24 protein-coding genes are annotated in these 23,963 nt (G+C 66.7%); 19 read left to right on the top strand and 5 right to left on the bottom strand.

What is annotated here, in order from left to right; genetic code table 11:
- Positions 1 to 64 precede the first annotated feature (64 nt).
- Positions 65 to 1,690, top strand: a complete 1,626-nt coding sequence (gene ggt, locus AC3FNH_RS08705) for a gamma-glutamyltransferase (protein WP_488719761.1) — start codon at positions 65 to 67, stop codon at positions 1,688 to 1,690.
- A 325-nt stretch (positions 1,691 to 2,015) separates the two neighbouring features.
- Entirely contained in the window at positions 2,016 to 2,876 is an 861-nt protein-coding gene (locus AC3FNH_RS08700; protein WP_488719760.1) for a PhzF family phenazine biosynthesis protein, read from the top strand.
- A gap of 101 nt (positions 2,877 to 2,977) precedes the next feature.
- Here AC3FNH_RS08700 and AC3FNH_RS08695 read toward each other — a convergent pair whose 3' ends face one another.
- A complete protein-coding gene (locus tag AC3FNH_RS08695) occupies positions 2,978 to 4,423 on the bottom strand; it encodes a CoA transferase (protein WP_488719759.1) in 1,446 nt (481 codons plus the stop codon).
- Between the two features lie 255 nt (positions 4,424 to 4,678).
- Here AC3FNH_RS08695 and AC3FNH_RS08690 point away from each other — a divergent pair, with 255 nt between their 5' ends.
- The 7 genes from AC3FNH_RS08690 to AC3FNH_RS08660 all read left to right on the top strand — a co-directional run bounded on the left by AC3FNH_RS08690 (position 4,679) and on the right by AC3FNH_RS08660 (position 9,232).
- Entirely contained in the window at positions 4,679 to 6,430 is a 1,752-nt protein-coding gene (locus tag AC3FNH_RS08690; protein ID WP_488719758.1) for a glutamine--tRNA ligase/YqeY domain fusion protein, read from the top strand.
- Positions 6,430 to 6,672: an RNA-binding S4 domain-containing protein gene (locus AC3FNH_RS08685; RefSeq protein ID WP_276098126.1), complete on the top strand. Its 243-nt coding sequence runs from the start codon at positions 6,430 to 6,432 to the stop codon at positions 6,670 to 6,672. The genes AC3FNH_RS08690 and AC3FNH_RS08685 overlap by 1 nt, the downstream gene beginning before the upstream one ends.
- Positions 6,673 to 6,735: 63 nt before the next feature.
- Complete coding sequence (locus AC3FNH_RS08680; RefSeq protein ID WP_276098127.1) at positions 6,736 to 7,122, top strand: MAPEG family protein; 387 nt, start codon at positions 6,736 to 6,738, stop codon at positions 7,120 to 7,122.
- 12 nt (positions 7,123 to 7,134) lie between these two features.
- Positions 7,135 to 7,725, top strand: coding sequence for a YceI family protein (locus AC3FNH_RS08675; protein ID WP_488719757.1), 591 nt, complete (start codon positions 7,135 to 7,137; stop codon positions 7,723 to 7,725).
- A 110-nt stretch (positions 7,726 to 7,835) separates the two neighbouring features.
- The gene (locus AC3FNH_RS08670; protein WP_488719756.1) at positions 7,836 to 8,144 is read left to right on the top strand and encodes a hypothetical protein; all 309 of its coding nucleotides are present in this window, start codon (positions 7,836 to 7,838) and stop codon (positions 8,142 to 8,144) included.
- Positions 8,145 to 8,250: 106 nt separating this feature from the next.
- Positions 8,251 to 8,799, top strand: coding sequence for a YaeQ family protein (locus AC3FNH_RS08665; RefSeq protein WP_488719755.1), 549 nt, complete (start codon positions 8,251 to 8,253; stop codon positions 8,797 to 8,799).
- Between the two features lie 85 nt (positions 8,800 to 8,884).
- Complete coding sequence (locus AC3FNH_RS08660; RefSeq protein WP_276098131.1) at positions 8,885 to 9,232, top strand: FKBP-type peptidyl-prolyl cis-trans isomerase; 348 nt, start codon at positions 8,885 to 8,887, stop codon at positions 9,230 to 9,232.
- A 45-nt stretch (positions 9,233 to 9,277) separates the two neighbouring features.
- On the opposite strand, the gene AC3FNH_RS08655 is transcribed toward AC3FNH_RS08660, so the two are convergent.
- Complete coding sequence (locus tag AC3FNH_RS08655) at positions 9,278 to 9,598, bottom strand: hypothetical protein (protein ID WP_276098132.1); 321 nt, start codon at positions 9,596 to 9,598, stop codon at positions 9,278 to 9,280.
- A 225-nt stretch (positions 9,599 to 9,823) separates the two neighbouring features.
- Here AC3FNH_RS08655 and AC3FNH_RS08650 point away from each other — a divergent pair, with 225 nt between their 5' ends.
- Complete coding sequence (locus AC3FNH_RS08650) at positions 9,824 to 10,621, top strand: gamma-glutamylcyclotransferase (protein ID WP_488719754.1); 798 nt, start codon at positions 9,824 to 9,826, stop codon at positions 10,619 to 10,621.
- 16 nt (positions 10,622 to 10,637) lie between these two features.
- Positions 10,638 to 11,435, top strand: coding sequence for an ankyrin repeat domain-containing protein (locus AC3FNH_RS08645; protein ID WP_488719753.1), 798 nt, complete (start codon positions 10,638 to 10,640; stop codon positions 11,433 to 11,435).
- A gap of 24 nt (positions 11,436 to 11,459) precedes the next feature.
- On the opposite strand, the gene AC3FNH_RS08640 is transcribed toward AC3FNH_RS08645, so the two are convergent.
- Positions 11,460 to 13,172: a long-chain fatty acid--CoA ligase gene (locus AC3FNH_RS08640; protein ID WP_488719752.1), complete on the bottom strand. Its 1,713-nt coding sequence runs from the start codon at positions 13,170 to 13,172 to the stop codon at positions 11,460 to 11,462.
- A gap of 199 nt (positions 13,173 to 13,371) precedes the next feature.
- Between AC3FNH_RS08640 and trxA the strand changes: the two genes are divergently transcribed.
- Together trxA and AC3FNH_RS08630 are read left to right on the top strand one after the other, a co-directional pair.
- Positions 13,372 to 14,217 (top strand): thioredoxin, encoded by an 846-nt coding sequence (trxA, locus tag AC3FNH_RS08635; protein ID WP_488719751.1) that lies wholly within the window; start codon positions 13,372 to 13,374, stop codon positions 14,215 to 14,217.
- A gap of 66 nt (positions 14,218 to 14,283) precedes the next feature.
- Entirely contained in the window at positions 14,284 to 14,673 is a 390-nt protein-coding gene (locus AC3FNH_RS08630; protein WP_276098137.1) for a cupin domain-containing protein, read from the top strand.
- A 1-nt stretch (position 14,674) separates the two neighbouring features.
- Here the strand turns inward: AC3FNH_RS08630 and AC3FNH_RS08625 are convergent, their stop codons facing one another.
- Positions 14,675 to 15,118 carry a bacteriohemerythrin gene (locus tag AC3FNH_RS08625; protein ID WP_488719750.1) on the bottom strand — a complete coding sequence of 148 codons (444 nt, stop codon included), beginning with the start codon at positions 15,116 to 15,118 and terminating at the stop codon, positions 14,675 to 14,677.
- A gap of 159 nt (positions 15,119 to 15,277) precedes the next feature.
- Here AC3FNH_RS08625 and AC3FNH_RS08620 point away from each other — a divergent pair, with 159 nt between their 5' ends.
- A complete protein-coding gene (locus AC3FNH_RS08620) occupies positions 15,278 to 15,856 on the top strand; it encodes a P-loop nucleotide/nucleoside kinase family protein (protein WP_488719749.1) in 579 nt (192 codons plus the stop codon).
- Here AC3FNH_RS08620 and tcdA read toward each other — a convergent pair.
- The gene (gene tcdA / locus AC3FNH_RS08615) at positions 15,853 to 16,728 is read right to left on the bottom strand and encodes a tRNA cyclic N6-threonylcarbamoyladenosine(37) synthase TcdA (RefSeq protein ID WP_488719748.1); all 876 of its coding nucleotides are present in this window, start codon (positions 16,726 to 16,728) and stop codon (positions 15,853 to 15,855) included. The genes AC3FNH_RS08620 and tcdA overlap by 4 nt on opposite strands.
- 189 nt (positions 16,729 to 16,917) lie before the next feature.
- On the opposite strand from tcdA, the gene AC3FNH_RS08610 reads away from it, so the two are divergent.
- From AC3FNH_RS08610 to AC3FNH_RS08590, 5 genes are all read left to right on the top strand, one after another.
- Positions 16,918 to 19,266 (top strand): AsmA family protein, encoded by a 2,349-nt coding sequence (locus tag AC3FNH_RS08610; protein WP_276098141.1) that lies wholly within the window; start codon positions 16,918 to 16,920, stop codon positions 19,264 to 19,266.
- A gap of 250 nt (positions 19,267 to 19,516) precedes the next feature.
- Positions 19,517 to 20,722, top strand: a complete 1,206-nt coding sequence (locus AC3FNH_RS08605) for an MFS transporter (protein WP_276098142.1) — start codon at positions 19,517 to 19,519, stop codon at positions 20,720 to 20,722.
- Positions 20,723 to 20,806: 84 nt separating this feature from the next.
- On the top strand, positions 20,807 to 21,445 hold the full coding sequence (gene pdxH, locus AC3FNH_RS08600; protein WP_276098143.1) for a pyridoxamine 5'-phosphate oxidase: 639 nt from the start codon (positions 20,807 to 20,809) through the stop codon (positions 21,443 to 21,445).
- 212 nt (positions 21,446 to 21,657) lie between these two features.
- Positions 21,658 to 22,893: a class I SAM-dependent methyltransferase gene (locus AC3FNH_RS08595; RefSeq protein ID WP_488719747.1), complete on the top strand. Its 1,236-nt coding sequence runs from the start codon at positions 21,658 to 21,660 to the stop codon at positions 22,891 to 22,893.
- On the top strand, positions 22,890 to 23,948 hold the full coding sequence (locus AC3FNH_RS08590) for a DUF72 domain-containing protein (RefSeq protein WP_488719746.1): 1,059 nt from the start codon (positions 22,890 to 22,892) through the stop codon (positions 23,946 to 23,948). The genes AC3FNH_RS08595 and AC3FNH_RS08590 overlap by 4 nt, the downstream gene beginning before the upstream one ends.
- Positions 23,949 to 23,963 lie beyond the last annotated feature (15 nt).

The following is a 23,963-nucleotide window of genomic DNA, read 5'->3' as shown; positions in this document are numbered from 1 at the left end:
CGGCCGGCCCTCACCCCCTCACCCTCACCCCAAGCCGGCTGCCACGAGACTACGGACAAAGACCATGCAGAACTTCAACTGGACCAACCCCTACCAGTCCGTGCGCATTCCGCTGTTCGCGCGCAACGTGGTGTCGACCTCGCACCCGCTCGCGGCACAGGCCGGCCTGCGCATGCTGCTCAAGGGCGGCAATGCCGTGGATGCGGCGATCGCCGCTGCCGCGGCGATCACCATCGTCGAGCCCGTGTCCTGCGGCCTGGGCAGCGATGCCTTCGCCATCCTGTGGGACGGCAAGGAACTGCACGGCCTGAACTCGTCGGGCGTGGCCCCGGCCGCATGGAACCCCGAGTACTTCAAGAGCAAGTACGGCACCGACGCCAATGGCCTGGCCAAGCGCCCGGTGCGCGGCTGGGACTCGGTCACCGTGCCCGGCGTCATCGCCGGCTGGGCGGCGCTGCACGAGCGTTTTGGCAAGCTGCCTTTCGCGGACCTGATGGAACCCGCGATCGAGATCGCCGAGCGCGGCTACGCGATGCCGCCGGTGGTCGCGCACAAGTGGGCCGCGGCTGTCCCGGAACTGAAGGACCAGCCGGGTTTTGCAGACACCTTCATGCCCAACGGCCGCGCGCCGCTGGTCGGCGAGAAGTTCACCATGAAGGCCGCTGCCGACACGCTGCGCAAGATCGGCGAAACCCGCGGCCGCGCCTACTACGAAGGCGAGATCGCCGAGAAGATCGCGGCCTTCAGCAAGCAGTGCGGCGGCGCCATGACCGTGGACGACCTGCGCAACTACCGCCCCGACTGGGTCAAGCCGATCAGCAAGTCCTACCGCGGCTACGAGCTGCATGAGATCCCGCCGAACGGCCAGGGCATCGCGGCACTGATGGCGCTGGGCATCCTCGACCAGTTCGATGTTGGTGCCCTGCAGGTGGATTCGGTCGATTCCCAGCACCTGCAGATCGAAGCCATGAAGCTGGCATTCGCCGACCTCTACCGCTACGTGGCCGACCCGCGCAGCATGGAGGTCACGCCCGAGCAGATGCTCGATGACGCCTACCTGAAGTCGCGCGCGAAGCTGATCGACATGCAGCGCGCCACGCACTTCAATTTCGGCATGCCCAAGGTCGGCGGCACCATCTACCTGACCGCGGCCGACGAGAACGGCATGATGATCTCGTTCATCCAGTCCAACTACATGGGCTTTGGCTCGGGCGTGGTGGTGCCGGGTACCGGCATCAGCCTGCAGAACCGTGGCGTGGGCTTCTCGATGGATCCGAAGTCCGCCAACGCGGTGGCGGGCGGCAAGCGGCCGTTCCACACCATCATCCCGGCCTTCCTGACGCGCGGCGGCCAGCCGGTGATGAGCTTCGGCGTCATGGGCGGCGACATGCAGCCGCAAGGCCACCTGCAGACCGTGGTCCGCATGCTCGACTACAAGCAGCAGCCGCAGGCGGCCTGCTGTGCGCCGCGCTGGAAGGTCAACCGCGACTTCACGCTGGATGTGGAGGGCACCATGGATCCGGCAACGGTCGCAGGCCTGAAGGCGCGCGGCCACCAGCTCAAGTCGGTGGACGATCCGTACATGGACTTTGGGTCCGGCCAGTTCATCTGGCGCCTGTCGGATGATGCCGAGCATGGCTACGTCGCCGCAAGCGATAGCCGGCGCGACGGACAGGCGGTGGGGTTCTGAGGCATAGAAGAGGCGCGCGGTGTGGGGTGCTCCAACGCCGCTCGAGCCTATCTGGGCCTTGTACTCCCTCTCCCCACATGGGGAGAGGGCCGGGGTGAGGGGTGGTTTAGCTAGGAACCACATCAGGCGGGGCCAACGGTTTGAACCCACAGACCTCAGCCTTTGACCCTCTTGCCCTCACCCCCGGCCCCTCTCCCGCAAGCGGGAGAGGGGAGCAAGCCAGCGGCAGCAGAACTGGCCCGCCTGAGATGGGCTCAACTGTGCATGGCGTGTCCGCCCCCGTTCCGTACACTTGTGCTCGACCAGCCTCCGGAGCCTTCGCGCCATGCCCACCTACGCCTTCCGCCTGCTCAACGTCTTTGCCGAATCCACGTTCGGCGGCAATCCGCTGTGCGTCTTCGAGGATGCCCGCGGCATGGACGACGCCACCATGCAGGCGCTGGCACTGCAGTTCAACCTGTCAGAAACCACCTTCGTCCTGCCTTCGGAGCACGCGCATGCGCAGGTGCGGATCTTCACGCCCGGCTATGAAATGCGCTTCGCCGGGCATCCCACGCTCGGCACCGCGCATGTGGTGCGCGACCTGGTCGCAAGTGGCGACCGGCTGACGCTCGAATTCAAGGCCGGCGTCGTGCCAGTCGAGGCCAGGGGCAATGTATGGACCTTCACGGCACCCCATGCGGGCCCGCCCAAGACCGCCGCGGTCAGCCTGCCCGACGCGGACATGGCGGCACTGCTCGGACTGGAAGCGCACGATTTGCTGACCTCGCCGATGTGGGTCGATACCGGCGCGGACCAGCTGCTGGTTGCCGTGCGCAGCACCGACGCCGTGCAGCGGGCCCGGCCGGACACTGCGCGTCTGGAGCAGTGGCCACAGAGCAGTCTCGGCCGCAAGACAGCCTATGTGTTCGCCTTTGACCCGACCCGTCCCGGCCGCGTGCTCGCCCGGTACTTCTTCAGCAAGCAAGGCGGCGGCGTGGCGGAAGACCCGGGCACCGGGTCCGCATGCGCCAATCTCGGCGGCTGGCTGCTGGCCAACGCGCACGCGCTGCCCGCCGAGTACGAGGTCGACCAGGGTGCCGCCGTCGACCGTCCCTGTACACTGCGGCTTGCCGTGACTGCGGCGGGCGCGATTCGTGTCGGCGGCCGCGTCATCGAAATCGGCCGCGGTACGGTCACGCTGTAATGCGTGCCCCCGTTCCGACAGGATCGCGCATGGACGCGTACACGATCACCACGCTCGCCGGACATAGCTGATGGCGCGGCCGACTGGCGCCTGATCCGGTATCAGCCGCGCGGCAGCCACTCGGGCGCGTGCGTGCCGAGCGGCTCGGATGGCAGCGCCCAATGAGCCGGCGTCTCCGACAACTGCGCCGCATGCCGCACCACGGTCAGCATGCCGAAGCCCGAGGGCAAAACTTCCAACAGGTCGGCCACGTCATCGATCTTTTGCTCGGGCGCCTGCAACCCGGCCGGCACGCGCCCCAGGCCCCGCAGCCACTGCCCGACCTGCGCCAGCGACACCCGCACGTGCCAGCTGCCACCCTCCGTGGCGCGCCGGTGCAGCGCCGCCATGGCGCCGAACGCCAGCAGGTAGCCGGCTGCGTGGTCGAGCACCTGGGCCGGCAACGGATGGGGCGCATCCTCCCCCGCAGCCTGGGCCTCGGCATGATTAAAGCCTGTAGCGGTCTGCACCAGCGAATCGAATCCCCGTTTGCCCGACCACGGGCCGACATGGCCATAGGCACTCAGCGACACATAGACAAGACCGGGCCGCGCACGGACCGCCGCCTCGGCGCCAACTCCCAGTTCCGCGAGCCCGCCGGGCCGGTAGCCCTGGATCATCACGTCGGCGCCGTGCAGCAGCTTGTGCAGCGTGCGCTTGTCGTCGGGATCGCGCAGGTCGAGCTGGCAACTGCGCTTGCCGCGGCCGGTATCGATGACCAGCGGGGCAATCGACGGCAGGTGCGCCGCCGTGACCAGCAGCACGTCGGCGCCATGTGCCGCGAGCGTGCGGCCGGCCACCGGCCCGGCAATGATCCGCGTGAAATCGAGAACCCGGACCCCGGAGAGCGGCCGGCCTTCGGCCGAGGGCAGCGCCGGCAGCGGCTGCGGCGGCGCTTCGCCGATCCGCTCCAGCGTCACCGGCGGTAGTCCGCGCAGCGCCTGCGCCTGCGGATGCCGGTCCCATTCCTCGAAGCTGCGCATGGCCGCGACCACCAGGCCGGCATCGGAAGCCGTGGCCTCGAAGGCCTCGGCTTCCCATTTCGCCAGCGCCGCCTGCACGGCAGCCTTGTCGTGGGCACAGCCCAGCAGCCGCAGCACGCCGTCGCGGTGGTGCGGGAAATTGGTATGCAGGCGGACCCAGCGGCCGTCGCCGCAGCGGTAGACGCCGGCGATCTTGTCCCACAGCTCCGGCGCCGGGCCGCCATCCACGCGCAGGTAGCGTTCGCTGCGGAACTCGGTGATGGCGTGGCGCATGTCCACGCCCACCTGCTGCCAGCGTCCGGTGCGCTGCTGCCATAGCGCCGCGGCGGCCAGGGCCGAGGCGGCCAGGCTGGCCTGCGCCGCGGCGCCTACGGCAAAACTGGACGGAAGCACCGGATCGGCGCCGCTCAGGTCAAGGTGGCCCAGCGCTTCGGCGGGTAGCCCGGCGCCTTGCCACAAGGCGGCGACGGCACTGGCGGGCGCGTCGGGAACGGAAGCGGAAGCGGTATCGAGACTGGCAGTCATGGCGGCAAACCCCGGGAAACATGGCGGATGGCGCGAGGCCAGCCGGCCGGTGGACGTTCGGCCTCCATGCTACCCCCGGACGTCACTTCCGGCTGCCCCGGAGTGCCGACGGGACAGCCCCGGAGACAAAAGCGGGCACAAATCCGCCGTGCTCGCGCCGGGTGGCGCCGCTGGCACGGTAAAATCACCAAATTGGCAATCCGCCACGCAACACTGAAGACCAAGCGGTCGATCCAGCCGCCAACCGGCGCCACCATGAGCCACGACAACAAGCCCACCGACAGCACGCCCATCGCATCCAACTTCCTGCGAAGCATCATCGACCAGGACCTCGCCGCCGGCACCTATGCCGGCCGCAAGGACAGCCAGGGCGAACCGCTGCCGACCGTCATCACCCGCTTCCCGCCGGAGCCCAACGGCTACCTGCATATTGGCCACGCCAAGAGCATCTGCCTGAACTTCGGCCTCGCCCGCGACTACGGCGGCCGCTGCCACCTGCGCTTCGATGACACCAACCCGGTCAAGGAAGACACCGAATACGTCGACTCGATTATCGACGCGGTGCACTGGCTCGGCTTCTCCTGGGACAACAAGACCCCGGGCGGCCAGCCGCACCTGCACTACGCGAGCGATTACTTCGACCAGCTCTACACGTTCGCCGAGAAGCTGATCGAGCGCGGCGTCGCCTATATCGACAGCCAGAGCGCCGAGCAGATGGCCGCCAACCGCGGCAACTTCTCCGAGCCGGGCAAGCCTTCGCCGTTCCGCGACCGCAGCGTCGAGGAAAACCTGCAGCTGTTCCGCGACATGCGCGACGGCAAGTACAAGGACGGCGAGCACGTGCTGCGCGCGAAGATCGACATGACCGCGCCGAACATCGTGATGCGCGATCCGGTGCTGTACCGCATCCGCCATGCGCACCACCACCGTACCGGCGACAAGTGGTGCATCTACCCGATGTACGACTTCACGCACTGCATCTCGGATGCGATCGAGAACATCTCGCATTCGCTGTGCACGCTGGAGTTCGAGAACAACCGTCCGCTGTACGACTGGGTGCTCGAGCACCTGCGCGATTGCGGCGTGTTCCGCGATCCGCTGCCGCACCAGTACGAATTCGCACGCCTGAACCTGACCTACGCGATCACCAGCAAGCGCAAGCTCAAGCAGCTCGTGGACGAGCAGCGCGTCGACGGCTGGGACGATCCGCGCATGCCGACCATCGTCGGCATCCGCCGCCGCGGCTACACGCCGGAATCGATCCAGCTGTTCTGTGATCGCGTCGGCGTGGCCAAGGCCGACAGCTGGATCGACATGAGCACCCTGGAAGGCGCCGTGCGCGATGACCTGGACACACGCGCCGCACGCGGCGTGGCCGTGCTCGACCCGCTCAAGCTGATCCTCGACAACTACCCCGAAGGCCAGGCCGAGGAATGCTCGGCGCCCGTCCACCCGAAGAAGCCGGAACTGGGCAAGCGCGTGTTCCCGATCTCGCGCGAATTGTGGATCGAGCGCGAGGACTTCAACCAGAACCCGCCGAAGGGCTATTTCCGGCTGTTCCCGGGCAACAAGGTGCGCCTGAAGTACGGCTACGTGATCGAGTGCACCGGCGTGGACAAGGACGCCGACGGCAACGTCGTGGCCGTGCATGCCAACTACCTGCCCGACACCAAGAGCGGCACGCCGGGCGCGGACAGCGTCAAGGTCAAGGGCGTGATCCACTGGGTCAGCGCCGCTGCGGCCTACGAGTGCGAAGTGCGCCTGTACGACCGCCTGTTCAATGACCCGAATCCGGATGCCGGCGGCAAGAATTTCCTCGAAGCCCTGAACCCGGACTCCAAGAAGGTCATCACGGCCTACCTGGAGCCGAGCCTGCGCGACGCCAGTCCGGAAGATCGCTTCCAGTTCGAACGCCACGGCTACTTCGTCGCCGACCGCGTCGATTCGCAGCCAGGCAAGCCGGTCTTCAACCGCATCGTCGGGCTGAAGGACAGCTGGGGCAAGTGATGGCAAAGGCAGGCAAATCCCAGGCCCAGGTCATTACGTTCCCGCTCGATCGCGAGTTCATCGCGCTCAATGACCTGCTCAAGCTCGCGGGCGTATGCGACAGCGGCGGCGCCGGCAAGGCGCTGGTCGCCGCCGGCGAAGTCTCGGTGGACGGCGAGCCCGAATCGCGCAAGACTGCGAAGATTCGCGCCGGCCAGGTGGTCAGCCTGGCCGGCATCGACATCCGGGTGGTCGCGGCCTGACGGCTGGCGGTCGGCAGCGGCTCAGCCGCTGCGATGAATGCAGCTTCACGCAAGGGCCGAACCATGCCGATCGCATTCTGGTGTGTCCTCGTGGCAGGCATCCTGCCTGTCGTGACCGTGGCCATTGCCAAGGCCGGCGGCAAGGCCTTCGACAACCACGACCCGCGCGGCTGGCTGGAGCGCCAGAGCGGCCGCGCGCGCCGCGCCGACCTGGCACACCGGAACCACTTCGAAGCCTTCCCCTTCTTTGCCGCTGCGGTGCTGGTGGCCAGCCACATGCAGGCGCCCCAGGCGCGCATCAACGAACTCGCGGTGGTCTTCATCATCGCCCGCGTGCTCTACACGGTGTGCTACCTGGCCGACCGCCCCACGCTGCGCACGCTGTGCTGGACTATCGGCTTGCTGTCGGTAGTCGGCATCTTCCTGCTGCCGGTCTTTGTGCATAACTAGGAGCGACCAGTTATGCGCGCGTTTCGCCTTGCGTGGCTGCTGGCGGCCGTTCTCAGCGCGGCGGCCGTCGCCGCCCCTTTCTCCTACACCGTCGACCCGACACATACGAGCGTCTACTTTGCCGCCAGCCACTTCGACCGAACCACGGTACGCGGGCGCTTCGGCAAGATCGACGGGCGCATCGTCTACGACCCCGCCACCGGCGCGGGCGGAATCGACTTCACTGTGGAAACCGCTTCGGTCGACACCGGCAATCGCAGCCTCGATGGCGTGCTTCGTTCGCCACAGTTCCTGGATGCCGTCAATGCGCCCGTGGCCAGGCTGCGAGCTGACCGCTTCGTTGCGGAGAACGGCAAGCTCGTGGCGGTGGAAGGCGAACTGAGCCTGCTAGGGACGACAAGGCCGCTGAGGCTTGAGGTCGATCGCTTCAGTTGCGGCGAAATCTCGCTGTTCGGCATCCGTCGCAAGGTCTGCGGCGGTGATTTCCACGCCACTGTCACGCGCAGCGCCTTTGGCATGACGCGGTTCCTGCCGGAAGTGAGCGATACCGTGACGCTGCAGATCTCAGTAGAGGCATCCCCCGGGGATTCCACTGCGCAATGACGGCATCCGATCACCTTTACGACGGGATTCTTTTGTAAAATTGGTCGTTTGCTTCCCATAAACTGCCTGCCGCGCGTCGCGAACTGCGTGCTGGCGACGCGAGACAGCCAATGATCGATATCCACTCCGGCGACATCGTTGCCGCCGCGCTGGCGGCGTCCGGTGCCTGCCTGCTGTGCGCCATCCCCGCCGATTTCCTGCGGCGCTTCCCGCTCTGGGCCGTGCGGACCTACGGGCGCGGCGCGCTGTTGCTGCCGTTCCTGGCCATGACGGTCGGAACCTGGCTGTTCCGCCTCGCGACTGCCGGCCAGCTCGACAGCCCGGCAGGAAATGCCATGGTGGTCGCCGCCGCCTTCCTGACAACCGTGCTGATGTCGGCGCTGCTGCGCTTCTATCTCAGCGAATACCGCAAGCGCTGACACCTGCCCGCGCCAAGGGGGCGGGGCCGGACATACGGCCAGCCGCCTGAATCACGTATGATGCGGCCTTTCGCGTCGCGACGACGCGTGCCGCACACCTTTCTTCATGGCGCTCAAATCCACCATTTTCAAAGCCGAACTGTCCGTGTCCGACATGGACCGGCCGTACTACGGCAGCCATACCCTGACCATCGCCCAGCACCCGTCCGAGAACGACGCGCGCATGATGGTGCGCCTGCTTGCCTTTGCCTGCGAAGCCAGCGAGACCCTCGCCTTCACGCGCGGCCTGGACGAACCCGACGAACCCGACCTGTGGGACCGCAAGCTGACCGGTGAGATCGAGCACTGGGTCGAACTGGGCCAGCCCGATGAAGCGCGCCTGAAGCGCGCGGCCGCCCGCTCGGACCGCGTCACGGTCTATGCCTACAACGGCGCCAGCGCGCGCGAGTGGTGGAAAGGCATGGCCGGCAAGGCTGGCAAGCTGCGCAATGTGACGATCTACAATGTGCCGACTGACGCGGTCGATGCCCTGGCTGCGCTGGCGCAACGCGCCATGCGCCTGTCCGTCACGATCCAGGACGGTGAAATCTGGGTCAGCGACGACGACCGCAATGTGCAACTGACGCTGGACGTGCTCCAGCGCGCCGCAAGCTGAGCAGGCCCGGAACGCGCCGCGCACCGGCCTGCCCTGCTCTCCCGATCCAACCGCATTTTTTGCACCAACCGGAAGGAATAACACCATGCAAACCACCCCGTCTGGCCTGCAGTACGAAGACACCACTGTCGGTTCCGGCACCGAAGCCGTCGCTGGCAAGCACGTGACCGTGCACTACACCGGCTGGCTGTATGAAAACGGCCAGGCCGGCCGCAAGTTCGATTCGAGCAAGGACCGCAACGATCCGTTCGTGTTCCCACTGGGCGCCGGCCATGTCATCCGCGGCTGGGATGAAGGCGTGCAGGGCATGAAGGTCGGCGGCGTGCGCCGCCTGGTGATCCCGGCCGACCTGGGCTACGGCGCGCGCGGCGCGGGCGGCGTGATTCCGCCCAACGCCACGCTGCTGTTCGAAGTGGAACTGCTGGCGGTCTGACACCGGCGTCGAAGCGGGCACCGCCCGCTTCGCCCCGGGACCTGCTCAGAAGCCGATGGCGGCATTGCCGACATCGACACGGACCTTGTCGCGGTCCAGCAGGCGAGCCGCGTGGCGCGCATAGTCCTGCGCCCAGGCGGTATCGTCGGCAAAGCGCGACTCCCCCGAAAACTTGGCCACGTTCAGGATCTTGTCGATCACGAGCACCTTGCCGACCGGGCTGGAGGCCTGGCAATCGAGCTCGGTGTACTCCTTGTCGAACCACCGCCACGCCGCCTCTTCACCGACCGATGCCAGTTCGGCCTGGCTGATCGTGAATTCGAACTCCTTGCCGCTGCCGAACACCACCGTAAGCGTACGCGCCATTGCCGGTTCTCCAAGGTCGGGATGATGCTGCCATTGTAAGGACAAGGTGGCAGCCTGAGCCAGCCCGGGCTGGCCCAATCACAAGCCGGCGTGATCACGGACAAGGCGGCCGTTGCGGACCGACCGTTGCCTGGCGCCCACACCCTTGTCCGCCCGCGACGAAATATGGCGGCCGTGCCGCTTCGCGGCCCTGCCCGTTGCCCGGCTTTGCATTATGCTGGCAACATGGCCATTACCCGACAGGACCTCGAAACGGACCGGCTGCGCACCTCGCTGTGCAGCACGCCGGTCGCGTCCGCCCTGTTGCCGGAAGAAGCCTTCGAACGATCGCTGCGCGATGCGCTGGCCAGCCGCCCGGACGACTGCGCACTCCATGGCGATGTCTGGGTGTTCGGCTACGGCTCGCTGATCTGGAACCCGATGGTGGTGCATACCGAGCGCCAGCGCGCTACCGTGCATGGCTACCATCGCGGCTTCTACCTGTATTCCCGCATCAACCGCGGCACCTGGGACAACCCGGGTCTGGTGCTTGGCCTGGACCGCGGCGGCTGCTGCCATGGCATGGTGTTCCGCATCCCGGGTCATGTCGTGGAGCGGGAATTCCGGCTGCTGTGGCGCCGCGAGATGCTGACGGGCGCCTACCATCCGCGCTGGCTGCGCATCCGTACCGGCACAGCCGACGAAGCCGGTGGCCCGGAGCAGCGCGCGCTCGCGTTCGTCATGAATCGCGATCACGAAGGCTATGCGGGCCGCCTGCCCGACGCCAGCGTGGTGGAACGGCTGCGCCATGCCGTCGGCCTCTACGGCCCGGCGCGTGAATACCTGCAGCAGACGCTGCTGGGCCTGGCCACCAATGGCGTCGACGACCCCTACCTCGGTCGCCTGTGGCGCCAGCTCCAGGCCCATGATGCCGCCGATGCCGAGCGCGGCCATGGCGGCCATGGCGGGCCGGCCCATCCACAGCGGCCCGATGGCGAGGCGTCGCCATTGCCCGCGCCGGCCAGTCCGCGCGAGACCGTCTGACCCAGGAGCGAACGCCATGACGCGCCCCTTTGTCCGCACCCGCCGCCAGGCGCTCGCCGAGATGCTTGGGCTGATGGGGCTCCTGAGTTGCGGCGCCCTGCTGGCCGGCCAAGGTGGCCCGACCCTGGCTGCACGCCCCGCAGGCACGGACGGCGCCGGCTCCCCGCGCGGCACGCACGGCAACGGCGCACAGGTTCCCAACCGCACGGAAGGCATCAGCGCGCTGGACCGCAACCTGATCACGGCCGCCATGGGGGGCGACCTGGAACTGGTCAACCGCCTGCTGGCGGCCGGCGCCTCGGCGCAGGCGGTCGACGAACGCGGCCGCAGCGCGCTGCTGACAGCCGTCTACAACCGGCGCGCCGAGGTCGCGAAGACGCTGATCCTGGCCGGCGCCGACGTCAACCGCAAGGATGCAGAATCCAATAGTCCGTTCCTGCTGGCAGCCGCCACTGGCCAGGTGGATGTGTTGCGGCTGACGCTGTCGCATGGCGCGGACCTGGCCAGCACGGACCGCTACGACGGCACCGCGCTGATCGCGGCAAGCCAGCATGGCAACGTGGAAGTCGTGAAGTTACTGCTGCAAAAGGGCATTGCCGTCGACCATGTCAACCAGCTTGGCTGGACCGCCTTGCTCGAGGCGGTGATCCTCGGCGACGGCAGCGCGCGCTATGAAGAAATCGTGCAGTTGCTGATCGACGCCGGGGCCGACGCCAACCTGCCCGACCGCGAAGGCGTGTCGCCCACGCGCCATGCGCGCGACCGGGGCTACAAGTCGATGGTGAAGATTCTCATGCGCGCACGCGGTCACTGATCGCGGCGCGCCGAACCTGCTGCCTCAGGCGGTGGACTTTTGCGCGCCCGCGTTGCGCGCGTTTTCGGTTTCCTGCAACTGGCGCCACATCACCTTGCCCGTACCGGACTTGGGCAGGGCATCGACGAACTCGACCACGCGCGGGTACTTGTAGGCCGCCATGTTTTCCTTGGCCCACTCGACGATCTGCTCCGCCGTGGTCTTGCCCCTGGCATGCGCACGCAGCACGACCACGGCCTTCACAGTCTCGCCGCGATACGCGTCGCGCGTGCCGATGATGCAGGCCTCCTGCACGTCCGGATGCTTGTACAGCAGGTTTTCCACTTCGGCCGGCCACACCTTGAAGCCCGACGCATTGATCATGCGCTTGAGGCGGTCGGTGATGAAGTAGTAGCCCTCTTCATCCATGCGCCCGAGGTCGCCGGTGCGAAAGAAGGTCTTGCCTTCGAATTCGATGAAGGCGTCGCGCGTGGCCTCCTCCTTGCCCCAGTAGCCCTTGAACACCTGCGGCCCCGACACGATGATCTCGCCGACCTCGTTGGGCGGCAGTTCCTTGAGCGTGACCGGGTCGACCACGCGCGCGTCGGTGTTGAAGGTCGGCACGCCCAGGCACTGCAGCTTCGGACGATCGGCCGGGTTGCTGTGGGTCGGCGCCATGGTCTCCGACAGGCCGTAGCCTTCCAGATAGTTCAGCCCGAACTGGTCGCGCAGCCGCTCCGCGACGGCCTGCGGCATGGCCGCGCCGCCGCCGCCGATGTAGCGCAGGCTGGACAGATCGAACTCCGGCAGGTTGGGGCTGGCCAGGAAATCGATCACCATGGTCGGGATGTTGGTCCAGTGCGTGACCTGGTAGCGCGAAATCAGGCGGCCGGCCACTTCGCGGTCCCAGCGCGGCAGCATCACGACCGTGGCGCCGCTGTAGATCGGGCCGTTCATGCCGTACTGCATGCCGGTGACGTGAAACAGCGGCAGCACCGACAGGATCACCGATTCCGCGCCGCTGCCCGACCAGGTCGAGCCGCCGATGACGTTGTGCATCGCCGAACGGTGCGTGTGAATGCAGCCCTTCGGGAAGCCAGTCGTGCCGGAGGTATACGGCATCACTGCCATGTCGTCGGGGCCTGCCGTGTGCGGCCCCGGCTGCAAGCCCGCGCCGAGCGCTTCGGCCCACGGCGTGGCGCCGGCCGGCAGCGGGTGCTGCGTGGTCAGCCAGGCGGCCGGGGCGTCTTCGGGGTGCTCGTGGGCGCTCGGCAGGGCGTCCGAATATTGCGTGACCAGCAGGTGCTGCAGGCGCTCGGCCGGCGCCAGTTCGGACAGCGCCTGCTCGACGCCGGCGCCCAGGTCCGCGGTGCAGATCGCCACGCGCGCGCCGGCATCAGTGACGTAGTGCTTGAACTCTTCGGCCCGGTTCATAGGGTTGACCGGCACCACCACCGCATCCGCGCGCAGGATCGCGTAGTAGCTGATGATGAACTGCGGGCAGTTCTGCATGTACAGCAGCACGCGGTCGCCCTTCTTCACACCGGCCTTCTGCTGCAGCCAGCCCGCCAGGGCCGTAGCCTGCGCCTCCAGTTCGCGGAACGTGATGGCCTTGCCGAAATAGCGAATGGCCGCCTTGTCCGCGTAGCGATGCGCGGAAACCTCCAGGTTGTACCAGAGAGACGTCTCCGGCAGCACGATCGAGGTCGGCACGCGTTTTGGCCAGAACTGGAAATGCGGGCGAGCAGGGTTCTGCATCGAAGAGTCTCCTTTGCGGTCTTGGGTGACCTGTTTGTAAGGCATTAAGTCACTATAACCGAACGATCGTTCTATTTTCAATCGGTGGCTTCCCCGAATCGCGTGTTCAAGTTAATGCCGGCGCCGGTTGCAATTGGCGCCTTTGCCCTCACAATCCTGCTATTGCCGAACTCCATGCCTGCCCGACAGGCTAGCCGCCATGAGCGATGTCACCCTGCAGAATTTTGAATCGGAAGTGATCGAGGCCTCGCGCCAGGCCCCGGTGCTCGTGGATTTCTGGGCGCCGTGGTGCGGCCCTTGCCGGACCCTCGGCCCGATGCTCGAGAAGCTCGAGGCAGAAGCCGACGGCCAATGGAAGCTGGTCAAGGTGAACGTTGACGAGAACCAGGAGCTGGCCGGCCATTTCGGCGTGCGCAGCATCCCTCATGTGGTGGCCATCGCCGACGGGCAGGCGGTGGACCAGTTCATCGGCGTACTGCCGGAATCGGGCCTGCGCGACTTCCTGTCGCGCCTCACGCCAAACCCGGCGCAACTGGCACTGCACGACGCCCAGTCGCTGGCCGCCGCTGGCGACCGGCAGGCCGCCGGCGATGCCTTCCGGTCGGCGCTGGCGCTGGATCCGGGATCGGATGCGGCGCGCTTCGCCTATATCAGCTTCCTGCTGGACGGCAATGCGGTCGCCGAGGCGGAAGCGGAATTCGGCAACTTGTCCGCACAAGCCGCCCAGGACGATGCCTACGCCGCCCTGCGCACGCGCGTGGAAGCCATGAAGGGCGTGGCGGACCTGCCTGACGAACAGACCCTGGCGAGCCGTGTCGCGGCCGACCCGCAAGACCTGCCGGCCCGCCTTGACCTGGCGCGACTGCTGATCGCCCGGCAGCAGTACGAACACGCACTCGAGCAATTGCTGGCCATCGTGCGCACGGATCGCGGCTTTGAAGACGATATCGGCCGCAAGACCATGATCTCGGTCTTCGACATGCTTGCCGACCAGCCCGAAGTGGTATCGCGCTGGCGCCGCCAGTTGAGCACCTCGCTCAACTGACGGCACCCAGACATGGCGCGGTAAACTGGCGGGCCCGATTCCTGCATTCCACCCGCCATACCCGCCATGACCGCATCCGTGCGCCTGATCGATTTCCAAGCCGCCGCGCCCGCGCCTACCCACGACCGCCCGCGCCCCGACCGCCTCGTCGCGGGCAATCCCGACCGCACCACCTGGACGCACTACAGCGCCCGGCATGGCGATTTCGATTGCGGTATCTGGGCTTGCGAACCGGGTGCGTGGCGCATTGCCTTTCCGGCCGGCAAGGAGGAATTTTTCCACGTGATTAGCGGCCGCCTGCGCATCAGCGACGATGCCGGCGCCGCCAACGAGTTCGGGCCGGGCGATGCCTGCGTCATTCCCGCCGGATTCACCGGCCTGTTCGAGGTCCTGGAGCCGGTGCGCAAGTACTTTGTCGTGATCGACCGCGAGGCGCCTCCCGGCCAGCCCGCCTGAATCAGGCCGCCTGGCCAGCCGGCGCCTCGATCAGCGTGAAGCCGTTCTCGCGCATGTGCTCGACCATCATGGCATCCATGGACTTGACGTGGTGATCGAACCAGCCCGACAACTCGGCCACCAGGCGGCGGCCCAGGTCCAGTTCCCCGTCGCTGACGACCTTGTCGCGCACGGCCTGGGCCACGGCGAGTACCTGCTTGTGCTCGCCGGCATGGCAACGGCGCGGGCCGAATCCCATGGCCTCCATCCAGGACTCCTCCTGGGCGAAGTGATGCCGGGTATGCTCGATCCATTCGTCCATGGCGGCCAGGAAACCGGCGTCGTCCGCACGCGCAACGGCATCCAGCAATTGCACGAACTCCGCATGGGTGGCGTCGGTAACCGGTTCGCCCAGCAGCAGGTGGGCAGGCAGGCCGTCGGTGGAAAGCTGGTCTTTGGGATCCATGGAAGGAGCTGGCGCGGCGGGCGGTTTGAAAAGAAACAGAAAGGATACCGAAATCAGCCCCGCGGTATCTGATATTGCGCAAATCGGCCCCGAACGCGCGGCAGGTTATGCTTCCTGTTGCGCCGCCACCGGCGACACCCCTGAGCCAAGCCTTCTTCGATGCCACGACTGATCTTCTTTTGCGGCCATGCCGGCACCGGCAAGTCCACCCTTGCTCATCGCCTGATCGGCCCGCTGATGCAGGCCACCGGCGAGCCGTTCTGCCTGCTCGACAAGGACACGCTGTACGGCCGCTACAGCGCGGCCGCCATGGCTGCCATCACCGGCGACCCGAACGACCGGGACAGCCCGGCCTACCTGGAAAACCTGCGCGATCCCGAATACCAGGGCCTGCTCGACACCGCGCGGGAAAACCTGGCACTCGGCATCAGCGTCCTGGTGGTCGGGCCCCTGTCACGCGAAGTCAAAGCCCATCAACTCCATGATCCGGCCTGGCTGAATGTGCCGGGCAACACCACCGTGCGCATCGTGTGGGTGCACCTGCCGGAGGACGAGGCCCACGACCGCATCGTACGGCGCGGCAATCCCAACGACGCCTACAAGCTCGCGCACTGGGATGCCTATCGCACGCGCCGCTTCATGCCGGAGCCGGCTGAATACCCGGAACTCATCTACTTCAGCAACCTCGCGCCCGCGGAGGGAGAAACGCAAGCGCTGCTGGGCGCGCTGAGCGCCTAGGCTTCGCCCCTGGCAATGGCGCCGATCGCGGCCGACGCCGCCACGAAACCGAACACCGCGGTCACGGCCACGGAAGAGCCAAAACCTGCGCAGGCCAGGCCCTGCGGACCCGCCGCAGGCGTCGCGGCAGCGGCCGGCGGCGCTTCGTCGATCTCGCAGGCCTGCTGTTCGGGCTCGGGATATTGCAGCGGCTCATCCGAATAGACCGCGGCAATGCCGAACTTCTTCTTCGGGTCGCGCGTAAAGCCCCAGTCCTTGCGCAGGTTCGCGCGCACCTTGGCAAGCAGCGGATCCTGGATGGTGCGGGCGAGATCGTCGATGCGCACGCGCGTCGGATCGAACTGGCCGCCCGCGCCGCCGCAGGTGATGACCGGCACGCCCTGCCGGCGCGCCCAGCCGAGCATCGCGGTCTTCACCCGCACCGCATCGATCGCGTCGATGACATAGTCGAGGCCAGTCCCGAGCAGTTCGGCGACGTTGTCGAGCGTGACGAAGTCATCGACCTGCGTGACCTGGCAGCGCGGGTTGATCGCCAGGACTCGCTCGGCCATGGCCTCGACCTTGGCGCGGCCGTACGCATCGCCGAGCGCATGGATCTGCCGGTTGGTATTGGACAGAGCGATGTGGTCCAGGTCAATCAGCGTGATGCGCCCGACCGCATTGCGCGCCAGCGCCTCGGCAGCCCAGCTGCCGACGCCGCCGATGCCCACCACGCAAACGCTGGCGGCCTCCAGCCGGGCCAGACCGGCATTGCCATAGAGCCGGGCGACGCCGCCGAAGCGGCGGTGGTAATCATCGTCGGCCGGGCTTTCGTGGGTCAGCGGCTCGGGCAAACCCGGCAGGTCGGTCAGGGAGGGGACAGCGTCGTTCATGCTGGCGGCGGGCTGGAAATCGGGCGGAAAAACCGAGCGGAAAAACGTGCAGGCGCGCACATGCCGCGCACGCCACCCTGTCAGCCATAGCCCGACAGGTAAGCAAAGCGCGCAACTATACAATAGACATAGTGTCCCGTCCGCCGCATAAGTTGCAGATGCCGGGCGCCCTCCTACAGGAGACACCCCATGCCGGTGCACCGCAAGGTCATTCTCTGGACAGTGCTTACGCCGATCCTGCTGATTGCCCTGCTGGTCATCCTGATCCTGACCTTCGACTGGAACCGCCTGAAGCCCTGGCTAAACGAGCGCGTGTCGGAGGCCATCGGTCGCCCGTTCGCGATCAATGGCGACCTTACCGTCACCTGGCGCACGGGCGAGGGGGAAACCGGCTGGCATACGCTGGTGCCGTGGCCCCGGCTGTCGGCGCGCGACATCACCATCGGCAACCCGGACTGGGCCAAGGCGCCGAACATCGGGACGGTGCGCGAGCTGATCTTCGTGCTGCGCCCGGTGCCGCTGCTGACACACGAGATCGCGGTGCCGACCATCGTGATCGACAGCCCCGCGGTGTGGCTCGAACGGCTGGCCGACAACCGCAATAACTGGACCTTCGACACCGGCCCGAAAACCGGGAAGTCCCCCTGGCATCTCGATATCGGCGAAGTGGTGCTGGCACGCGGCAACCTGGCACTGTCCGACCAGGCGCAGAAGATCGAGCTCCAGGCGACAGTCGACACTGTCGGAGATGGCTCGCTTTATGACAAGGCACGAGACGGCGCGCTGGTCGCGCCGGAAGTCGCGGCAGCGGCCAGCGAATCGGCGCCGGGTGCGGCGAGCGCACCGCCCGCTTCCGGACCACCGGCTAATGCCGTGGCCGGCAACCAGCGCTATGGCCTGCGCTGGAAGGCCACCGGCCGGTATAACGAGGCGACTATCAACGCGAGCGGCAAGGCCGGTAATGTGCTCAGCCTGCGCAATATCAACCTGCCCTATCCGCTGCTGGCTGACGTGCGCGTCGGTGCGACCCGGGCCGTCATCGAGGGCACGCTGACCAACCCTGCGCACCTCGCCGCGCTGGATGTCCATCTGCAGTTGCAGGGCGACAGCATGGCCAAGCTGTACGCGCTGACTGGCATCGTGCTCCCGTCCACGCCGCCATACGAAACGCGCGGCCGGCTCGTGGCAACGATCCACAAGGGCGCCTCGGTTTATGAGTACCGCGGCTTTACCGGCCGCGTCGGCGGCAGCGACCTGAGCGGTACGCTGACCTTCACGCAGCGCGCGCCGCGGCCGCTGCTGGAGGGCAAGCTGGTCTCCAACGAACTGCGCTTCGTCGACCTGGCACCGCTGATCGGCGCCAACGCGAAGCCGGGCAAGGCAGCGCCAGACAGCAATGTGCGCCAGCCGGCCGACAAGGCGCTGCCAGTGGCGCCGTTCCGCACCGAGCGCTGGGATGCGATCGATGCCGACGTGCACTTCACCGGCAAGCGGATCATCCGCGACGAACGGCTGCCGGTCACCGACCTCGTGACGCACCTGAAGCTGAAGGATGCCGTGGTGCTGCTGGACCCGCTCAACTTCGGCGTGGCCGACGGCGATCTCACGTCCACTATCCGCCTCGACGGCAAGCGCGAGCCGATGGGCGCCATGATCGACATGCGCGCGCGTCACCTCAAGCTCAAGCAGCTTTTCCCGACCGTGCAGTCAATGCGGGCCAGCATCGGCGAGATCAACGGCAGCGCCAAGCTGTCTGCCGCAGGCAATTCGGTGGGGGCGTTGCTGGGATCCTCCAACGGCGAAGCCAAGCTGCTCATCGAGAACGGCACCGTGAGCAAGTTCCTGCTGGAGGCAATGGGCCTGAACCTCGGCAGCGTGATCATTTCCAAGCTGTTCGGCGACAAGCCCGTACAGATCAACTGCGGCGTCAGCGATTTCGCCTTCACCAACGGCATCGCGCGGGCGCGTACCTTCGTGCTGGACACGCAAGACGCAGAGATCGTCACCGAAGGTGCGGTCGACCTCAACAGCGAAAAGCTGGCAATGACGATCCATCCGGACTCCAAGGGCGTGCGGATCCTCTCGCTGCGCTCGCCGCTCTATGTGGGCGGCACGCTGAAGAAGCCACGTGTAAGCCCCGATTTCGGCGTGCTCGCGCTGCGGGCCGGGGGAGCGCTGGCGTTGGCACTGGCGGCGCCGGTGGCCACGGCAGTGGTGCCGCTGGTGGATTTGTCGTCGTCGAAGGAAAACCATTGCGGCCAGCTGCTCGCGGAGCTGGGTAAGAAGCCGGCCGCGCCGCCCCCCGGCAAGACCTACCGCGATCCGAAGGCTCCGGGCGCGGCCAGCGCGGTCGCATCCGAATTGCGCAAGCCTGGACAGCCGGGCGCCGCCGAACAGGCCAAGCAGGTCCATCAGGCGCAGGAAGGCCGTACCGTACCGGGCCAGCAGGCGGCCGACGGCGCCCGGCCCCCGGCGCCCCAGCCTGCGGCGCCGGCCAACCGCCCGGCGAACGACACCGAGCTGTACCGGGGCGGCTGATACCCTCGCACCGTCAGCGCAGCAAATTCACAACACTTGTGCATGAATTCGCCGCACTGCGCGATTCGCGCGTTGTGCCATGCGCACGGCCGGCGCATAATTAAACGGCCATTTACAAGATGTATCAAACAAATGGCACACTCCGGGTGCCGGCAACGGCGCCCTTCCGAAGGTGCGGCCTGTGGCCGCCCTTGTTTTTTTGTTGCCCGTCGCAAGTCGGCAACAAAATCCGAATCTACCGCCCGCCCCCATGACGCTGCCACATGCCGCCGTCCCGCCGATCAGCTGGCTGATCGCGCTGACGGTGTGCAATCACGTGGCGTTCAATGCGAGCCGCGTGGTGGTGTCCTTGTTTGCCATCTCACTTAAGGCGTCGACCGTTACGCTGGGCTTGCTGATGTCGCTCTATGCGCTGCTGCCCATGCTGCTCGCGATCCGCGCCGGCAAGCGCATCGACGAGATCGGTCCGCGCAAGCCGATGACGGCGGGCTCGCTGATGGTCGTGGCCGGCACGCTGTTGCCGGCCGTGTGGCAGGAGATCGCCGCGCTGTACTTCTCCTGCGCGCTGATCGGCGTGGGCTTCATGCTGGTCCAGGTGGCGATGCAATTGCTGATCGGCCAGGTATCCACCAACGACACGCGCCTGCGCAACTACACGCTGCATGCGCTTGGATTGTCGGTGTCGGGCACGCTCGGGCCGGTCGTGATGGGCTATGTGATCGAGCATGCCGGGTTCCGGCCCGCATTCCTCGTGCTGGTGGTGGTCGCGCTGGCCGGCCAGGCCGGGCTGCAGTGGGTACGTCCGCGCCTGCCCGCGCGGGGCGGCAATGCCGGGCGCATCGCCATCGAAGACGGCAGCCGCCGCTCCACGCTGGACCTGCTGCAGTACCCGGAACTTCGCGCAGTCTTTGTCGCCAGCGCGGTGCTGTCGGCCGCCTGGGACCTGCACGCGTTCCTGATCCCGATCCAGGGTTCGCGCATCGGCCTGTCGCCGTCATCGATCGGCTGGGTGCTGGGGGCCTTCGCAATCGCCACGTTCGCGATTCGCGTGGCCATGCCGATGGTGTCGCGCCGGCTGTCGGAGTGGAAGATCATCCGCATCGCGCTGATGTTGGGGGCAACGGCTTACCTGATCTACCCGTTCGTCACCCATTTCTGGATGATGTGCGGCCTGGCCTTCATCCTTGGCCTGGCGCTTGGCAGTGCCCAGCCCAATGTCATGAACATTCTCCACACGGCCTCGCCCAGCGGCCGTGCCGGCGAGGCATTGGGGCTGCGCTCTGCGGTCCTCAACACCAGCCAGGTGGTGTGGCCGCTCACGTTCGGCGTGGTCGGCACGGCACTGGGCATGCTGCCCATCTTTCTTTCCATGGCGGGCGCCATGGGCATGGCCGGCCTCTACTCACGGCGGCAGGCACGCGCCGCACAAGCAGAATTTTCTCCGCCGACGCATTGATTTGCCGGCACACAAATGCGGCTTGCAGCGCATTCGCTATACTCAAATCAACCGGATTTCCGGCTGATTCCAACCGAATGCGACATGACTCAACTCGCTGACCTCCGCCGTACCTATGTACTGGGCTCGCTGAACGAATCGGACGTGGCGGCCGATCCGATCGCCCAGTTCAAACGCTGGTTCGATGAGGCTGTCACCGCCAAGCTCCCCGAGCCCAATGCGATGACGCTGGCCACCGTCGGCGCCGACGGCCAACCTTCGGCACGTATCGTGCTTCTCAAGGGCATGGACGACAAAGGCTTCACGTTCTTTACCAATTACGAGAGCCGGAAAGGCCTCGACCTCGCCGCCAACCCACGCGCCGCGCTGCTGTTCCACTGGGTGCAGCTCGAGCGCCAGGTGCGCGTGGAAGGCCACGTCGAAAAAGTCGACGATGACGAGAGCGACGCGTACTACGCCACGCGCCCGCTGGGCTCCCGCCTCGGTGCCTGGGCTTCCGAACAGAGCAGGGAAGTCGCGGGCCGCGATGTGCTCGAGCAACGTGAATCCGAGTACCGTGCCAAGTTCGGCGAGAACCCGCCCCGCCCGGCACACTGGGGCGGCTACCGCCTGGTTCCCACCGCGCTCGAATTCTGGCAGGGCCGGCCGTCGCGCCTGCATGACCGCATCGCCTATCGGCTGGACGCCGCTGACGGCTGGAAGATCGTGCGGCTGTCGCCCTGACGGCTGTGCTGCACATAGTGGCGAATTGTCCTAAAGTGGGATAAGCGTCGCTTTGGGAATGTGTCGGACACCGCGTGGCGCAATGTTCACGCGGCTTGCCTGAGCACGCCCGCTGCCGCGACCAAGCCGCGCCGGGCCGTGACTGCCCTGCTTGTCATCGCCCCCGGCGCCTTCGTTCGTCACATGTGCCGCAACGACAGGAGGTAACGCGCATGTTCTTCAAGCAAGCCCTCGACAAGCAACTGGACAACTGGATCGCCGACTTGCGCGAGCACGCCAACCTGCCCGTCAAGCTTCGCCTGTGGAATGGCAGCGAGTACCCGTTGGGACGTTTCGACAAGCCGGACGTGACGCTGACGGTGCGCGAGGCAGGCGCCCTGCCCCTGCTGTTCACGCCTAGCCTGGACAATCTGGGTGAAGCCTATGTCCAGGAGAAGATCGACCTTGACGGCAAGCTCACCGACATCATCGACGTGGGCTACCGCTTCTCGGCGGCGGCCAAGCGGCGCGCCGGCGGCGCACTGGCCAAGGTGGCCCGCCATTTCACGCACACCAGGCAGGAAGACAAGAACTCGATCCAGTACCACTACGACGTGTCCAATGAGTTCTATGGCCAGTGGCTGGACCCGAACATGGTCTATTCGTGCGCGTATTTCGAACAGGGCAATGAGGATCTTGCCACCGCCCAGCTCAAGAAGATCGACCACATCCTGACCAAGATCCGCTTGCAGCCGGGCCATACGCTGCTGGATATCGGCTGCGGCTGGGGCGCGCTGGTGCTGCGCGCCGCGCAGAAATTCGGCGCGCGCTGCGTCGGCATCACGCTGTCGCAGAACCAGTTCGAGCTGGCCACCGCGCGTGTCATGGCGGCAGGCCTGTCGGACCGGATCGAGATCCGCCTGCAGGACTACCGGGACATCACCGGCACGTTCGATCGCATCACCAGCGTCGGCATGTTCGAGCACGTGGGCAAGAAGAACCTCCCCGGCTATTTCGGACGCATGCGCGAGCTGCTGGCCGACAACGGCATCGCCATGAACCACGGCATCACGGTGCCCGACCCGAGCGACACGCCGATGGACGGTTCCGAGTTCATGGACCGCTACGTGTTTCCGCAAGGCGAACTGCCGCACATCGGGCTGGTGCTGAAGACCATGCAGGAAGGCGGGCTGGAAGCATTTGACGTGGAGCTGTTGCGCCGCCATTATGCGCAGACCTTGCGGCACTGGGCCGACAACTTCGAAGCCCACGCAAGCGCCATCCGCGATATGGTGGGCGAGAAGAAGTACCGCATCTGGCGCGTCTACCTGGCAGGCTGCGCGCACGCCTTCGACACCGACCAGATGTCGATCTACCAGGTCGTGTGCCATAAGGCGGGCAACCCGTCGTCGGCCATCCCCTGGTCGCGCCGCTATATCTACGACCATCCGATTGGCCAGAAAGATTGACTGAAGACCTGTTTGGCGAGCGGCTCCCGCCAGCCTCGCCACCACCGCGCGCCGCCGACGGCGGCGCTGCGGGCACCTCGAGCAGACCCTCGCGCGGCAAATCCGTCCTGCCGGCACGGCTCGATCCCTCGCTGGATGCGCTGGCGAAGCAGCTGCCGCCCAACCTGTATCTCGGCACCTCGTCGTGGTCCTACAACGGCTGGAACGGACTGGTCTATGACGGCGATTACAGCGACAGCCTGCTCTCGCGCAAAGGTCTTGCCGCTTACTCGCGGCACCCGCTGCTGCGCGCGGCTGGCATCGACCGCGGCTTTTATGGCCCGATCCCGCTGGCTGACTATCTGTCGTACGCATCCCAGGTACCGGAGTCATTCCGCTTCCTGGTGAAAGCGCCTGCCAGCGTCTGCGATGCGTGGCTGCGCGGATCGGACGGCGCCGGACGGCTGGCCAATGCTGCCTTCCTGGATGCCGGCATCGCCATCCGCGACTTCATCACGCCAGCTACCAGCGGACTGGGCACCAAATGCGGCCCGCTGTTGTTCCAGCTCTCGCCGCTAGGCAGCCTGGCCAGTGACGGCGCAGCCTTCCTCGAACGGCTCGATGGCTTTCTTGCCGCGTTGCCGCCGCTGGATCCGTCCATCACACCGCATGCCTGCTACGCCGTGGAGATGCGCGACCCGGTCCTGCTGACGCCGCGCTACATCAAGCTGCTGCGCAGGCACGGTGTGCGCTTCTGCCTGTCGGCGCGTGACCGGCTGCCGCCGGTGCACCGCCAGGCTTCGGCCCAGGCCTTGATGGATGCCGACGCGCCCGGGCCGCTGGTGTTGCGCTGGATGCTCCATGCCGGCCGGCCATACGAAGTGGCCGAGTCGATCTACTCGCCGTTCAATCGCCTGGTGGATGAAGATCCCGAAACACGCGAAGCCATCGCCGACCTGGTCGTGCGCACGCTGCGCGCCGGCCAGAGCGCGACCGTCATCATCAGCAACAAGGCCGAGGGCTGCGCACCGCTGACGTGCGTGCGCCTGGCCGAAGCAATCGCCGCACGCCTGTAAGCGTGCGCCGCTGTT

The sequence above is a fragment of the Cupriavidus sp. 22TCCZM01-5 genome (assembly GCF_057798915.1).
The sequence above is the reverse complement of the archived record's forward strand: the minus strand, read 5'-3'. Positions and strand labels throughout refer to the sequence as shown.